We start from the raw sequence: 4,554 nt of genomic DNA on the forward strand, positions 1-4,554 counted from the left end.
TGGCCGGGCAGATCGAGCTCGACGCGCCGCGGCCCGCGATCGGCGCGCGGCAGCGCGACGTGGAGCTTTCGTGCCGCCGGGCCCAGCGTCCAGCCCTGCAGCAGCAGCGAGATGATGACGACGACAAGGGCAACGTCGAAATAGAGATAGGCTTTTGACAGCCCCACCAGCATCGGAATCGATGCCAGGAAGATCGCGACCGCCCCGCGCAGGCCCGTCCAGGCGATGAAGACCTTTTCCCGCCAGTTGAATCTGAACGGCGCCAGACAGAGAAACACCGCGAGCGGGCGCGCCACCAGCATCAATGCCAGCGCCACGACGACTGCCGGAATGATGCTGACGACCAGCCGCTGCGGCGAGACCAGCAGGCCGAGCAGGACAAACATCACGATCTGTGCGAGCCAGGTCGCGGCATCGAGGAACGTCACCACCGAATTATGCGCGCGGGTGGGCCGGTTGCCGATGATGATGCCGGCGAGATAGACCGCGAGAAACCCCGAGGCGTGCGCGATCTGCGCCGCGCCGAAGATCACCAGCGCCGCGGTCGTGACGAACGGCGCGTGCAGGCCCTGCGGCAGTGCAATGCGATTCAGCGCCACCCCTACCAGACGGCCGCCGATCACGCCGACGATGGCGCCGAGAATGGCCTGGCGGGCAAATTCCAGCACAATGTGCCACGGCGAGCTTTCTCCGAGCGAGATGAATTCGACCAGCATCAGGGTGAGGAAGATCGCAAAGGGATCGTTGGTGCCGGATTCGGCCTCCAGCGTCGCGCCGACGCGGGGACGCAGCCGCAGGCCCTGCGTGCGCACCAGCAGAAACACTGCCGCGGCGTCGGTCGAGGCAACCACCGCGCCGACCAGAAGCGCCTCGGTCCAGTTCAGGTCGAGCGCATATCTGGCGATCGGCGCCGTGATCAGCGCGGTCAGGAGCACGCCGACCGTCGCCAGCACCATCGACGGCGCCAGCACGGTGCGGATGCTTTGAAACCGGGTTCGCAATCCGCCATCGAACAGGATCAGCGCCAGCGCCACCGATCCCACCAGATAGGTGGTGCGGACGTCGTCGAACTGCAGTTGGCCGGGGCCGGAATGGCCGGCGAGCATGCCGATCAGCAAGAATACCAGCAGTAGCGGCGCGCCAAAGCGCAGCGCGAGCAGGCTCGACAGAATTCCTGCCATCACCAGAACCGCACCGAGCAGGATGGCTATGCTGACCTGGTCGAGGGAAGCCATGCGCCTCCGCGAACAAATGCAAATACCTCTATGTGCATCCTTATCGTCGCCACAGTTGGACGCCAACCCATTTCTCGTGACAGTGCCGGATTTTGCGGCCCTTACTCGCCTCTCCAATGTCCTGTATCGATGGTTCCCACCCCGCAGTTATGGAAAGCTGCCGGCCGTCGAATCAAGTTTGCCTGAACTGCCCCGACGCGAGATTCCGCCGATGGATATGGACCTGAAAGACATCATCGAGTTCCTGCACGCCACCGCGCGGTCGGTCGGTGCCGAGGTCACCTCGCCCTGGTTCTATCTGCAGCTGGGATTGATCCTGGCCGCCACCGGGATCGCCTGGGCCGCCGGCGCAGCCGTCCGATCGAGGTTCGACGTGACCTCGCTGGCGACCGGATGGCCGGTTCCATTTCGCCTGTTCATGCGCGTGCTGGTCGGCAGCGCGCCGACCGCGGTGTTCGCCGTGCTGGTGACGATCGCCCGCGGCGTGATGCTGGCATCGACCTGGCCCAGCCGCAGCTACCTGCTCGCGGTCGCCGCCAAGCTCGCCTTCGCGTGGCTGATTATCCGGCTGATCACCTCCGTGATCCGCAACGCCTTCATCGTCCGCCTGGTGTCGCTGTCGGCGTGGCTGATCGCGGCGCTGAGCATTGTCGGCCAGCTTGACCCGGCGATCGAGGCGCTCGACTCGGTCTCGGTCGTGCTCGGCGGCCTGCGGCTGACACCGCTGCTTTTGATCAAGCTCGGCGCGCTCCTGATCGTGGCGCTGTGGCTGACCAACATCGCCAGCAATTTCGTCGAGAACCGGATCACCCGCTCCTCCGACCTGACGCCGTCGATCCAGGTGCTGCTGGTCAAGATGATCCGGATGGGGCTGATTGTGCTCGCGATCACGATCGCCTTGGGCGCGGTCGGCATCAACCTCTCGGCGCTGGCGGTGTTCTCCGGCGCGGTCGGTGTCGGTATCGGCATCGGCCTGCAGAAGATCGTCGCCAATTTCATCAGCGGCATCATCCTGCTGGCGGACAAATCGGTGAAGCCCGGCGACCTCGTCACCATCGGCGACAGTTCGGGGCGCATCAGCGCGATGAAGACGCGCTATATTTCGGTCGCCGCCGGCGACGGCCGCGAGTTCCTGATCCCCAACGAAGATTTGGTGACGCAGAAGGTCGTCAACTGGACCTATACCGACAAGAACACGCTGGTGAAAATCGCCTTCGGCACCAATTACGACGCCGACCCGCGGCTGGTCTGCAAGCTCGCGGTCGATACCGCCGCCGCGGCGCCCCGCACCATCAAGGGCAAGCCGCCGAACTGTATCCTGACCGAATTCGCCGAGGTCGGGATGAAATTCTCCCTGACTTTCTGGATCGCCGATCCCGACGGCATGGACAATGTGAAGAGCGATGTGATGCTGGCGCTGTGGGATGGCTTCAAGCGCGAGGGCATCCGCGTGCCCTATCCGGTGCGCGAACTGCGCATCCATGGCGGCGCGCTGCCGGTCGAGACCGTCGTCGAGGTTTCCGGCTAACTCCATGCGCTGATCGGCGGTCCGGCTGACCAAGCCCGGCTTGCACTGACCGCGCCGATCATTAGATTAGGCCCTCAAATCACCCGCGGTTCCTTTGCCCGCCCAACCAAGACCCCGTCCATGAACTACGTCGAAGCCACCGATACGTCCCTGCGCAAGACCGGCCAGATCAAGCTGCATGGGCCGAGCGGGTTCGCCGGCATGCGCAAGGCCGGAGCGCTGGTCGCCAGATGCCTCGATGAGCTTACCGACATCGTCAAGCCGGGCGTCCCGACCGCGCGGATCGACGAGTTCGTGCGCGAATTCGCTTTCAGCCATGCCGCCTACCCGGCGACGCTGATGTATCGCGGCTACCGCCATTCGACCTGCACCTCCATCAACCACGTGGTCTGCCACGGCATGCCCGGCGACCGCGCGCTGAAGGAAGGCGACATCGTCAATATCGACGTCACCTTGATCGTCGACGGCTGGTACGGCGATTCCAGCCGGATGTACGCCATCGGCCCGATCGCGCGGAAGGCCGAGCGGCTGGTCGAGGTGACCTATGAGGCCATGATGCGCGGCATCGCCGCCGTCAAACCCGGCGCCACCACCGGCGACATCGGCCACGCCATCCAGAGTTTTGTCGAGCCGCAGGGCATGAGCGTGGTGCGCGATTTCTGCGGCCACGGCCTCGGCCGCATGTTCCACGATGAGCCGAACATCATCCATATCGGCCGGCCCGGCGAGGGTGTGGCGCTGAAACCCGGCATGTTCTTCACCATCGAGCCGATGATCAATCTCGGCAAGCCGCACGTCAAAATCCTGTCCGACGGCTGGACCGCGGTGACGCGCGACCGCTCGCTGTCGGCGCAGTTCGAACATTCGGTCGGCGTCACCGCGACCGGCGTCGAGATCTTCACGCTGTCGCAGCGTCATAGCGAGAAGCCGCGGGCGGCGGCGTAATACACCCGCCTGGCCGATTTATTCCGCAACTGGATACCTGCAAAATTCCCGTGATCGGACCGGAATCGTCGTCGGGGGCAGCTCCTCCCGTTATAAAACATCACGACAGCGTCCTCCGCCGGGGAGGCCGCCATGCATAAACGGCATAAACAGGGAGGCAGGCATGTTTGAGATTTCGCGCCGCGATCTCGTGCTCGGAAGCACCGGGGCGGCTCTGGTATTCGGATTGAAGGGACCTGTGTCATTTGTGGACGCGGCATACGCGCAGCGCGCCGCGGATAGCCTCAAATACAAGGTCGGCGAGATCGAAGTGTTCAGTTTGCACGAAGGCAGCATCGAGCGCGTTCTCGACGCGGGCTTCGTCAAGAACGTGGCGCTGGAAGACGTCAAGAAGGCGTTGACCGCCAGCGGGATCGGGCCGGACAAATTCGACAACCCGTTCACCGTCACCGCGGTCAGGACCAACGGCAAGCTCGTGCTGTTCGACACCGGATTTGGCGCCAACGGCCCGCCGACGGTCGGCAAGCTCGCCGACAACATGAAGGCGGCGAGCCTCGACCCCTCGACGGTCTCGACCGTCGTGATTTCGCACTTCCACCCCGACCACATATCGGGCCTGTGGGCGAAGGAGACCAGCGCGCAGGTATTTCCAAACGCGGAAATCCTGATGCCGGAGGCGGAATTCAAATTCTGGACCGATCCGTCCGTGGTGGAGAAGATGCCGGAAGGCATCCGCAACCATGTGCGCCGGATTCAGGCCACGTTCCCGACATGGAAGAACATCAAGCAATATGGCGACGGCGCCGAGGTTGCCCCTGGCGTGCGGGCCATTGCGACCCCAGGCCA

Annotated in this window: 4 protein-coding genes; 3 read left to right on the plus strand and 1 reads right to left on the minus strand. The window is 64.2% G+C overall.

The features are described 5' to 3' along the window. A partial coding sequence (locus WCE35_RS24340; RefSeq protein ID WP_424595860.1) for a potassium/proton antiporter occupies positions 1–1,235 on the minus strand: 1,235 nt, incomplete at its 3' end. A 211-nt stretch (positions 1,236–1,446) separates the two neighbouring features. Between WCE35_RS24340 and WCE35_RS24345 the strand changes: the two genes are divergently transcribed. The 3 genes from WCE35_RS24345 to WCE35_RS24355 all read left to right on the plus strand — a co-directional run. Continuing rightward, positions 1,447–2,763 (plus strand): mechanosensitive ion channel family protein, encoded by a 1,317-nt coding sequence (locus WCE35_RS24345; protein ID WP_424595863.1) that lies wholly within the window; start codon positions 1,447–1,449, stop codon positions 2,761–2,763. Positions 2,764–2,883: 120 nt separating this feature from the next. Then, positions 2,884–3,708: a type I methionyl aminopeptidase gene (gene map, locus WCE35_RS24350; RefSeq protein WP_424595861.1), complete on the plus strand. Its 825-nt coding sequence runs from the start codon at positions 2,884–2,886 to the stop codon at positions 3,706–3,708. A gap of 163 nt (positions 3,709–3,871) precedes the next feature. Further along, positions 3,872–4,554 (plus strand): MBL fold metallo-hydrolase (locus WCE35_RS24355; protein ID WP_424595862.1); only part of this gene is annotated, 683 nt, incomplete at its 3' end.

The sequence above is a fragment of the Bradyrhizobium sp. genome (genome assembly GCF_049691595.1).
Classification (GTDB): domain Bacteria; phylum Pseudomonadota; class Alphaproteobacteria; order Rhizobiales; family Xanthobacteraceae; genus Bradyrhizobium.

Excerpts from the sequence above, each read along its gene's own strand:
- map (WP_424595861.1), top strand. The coding sequence starts at position 2,884 with ATGAACTACGTCGAAGCCACCGATACGTCCCTGCGCAAGACCGGCCAG.
- WCE35_RS24345 (WP_424595863.1), top strand. The coding sequence starts at position 1,447 with ATGGATATGGACCTGAAAGACATCATCGAGTTCCTGCACGCCACCGCG.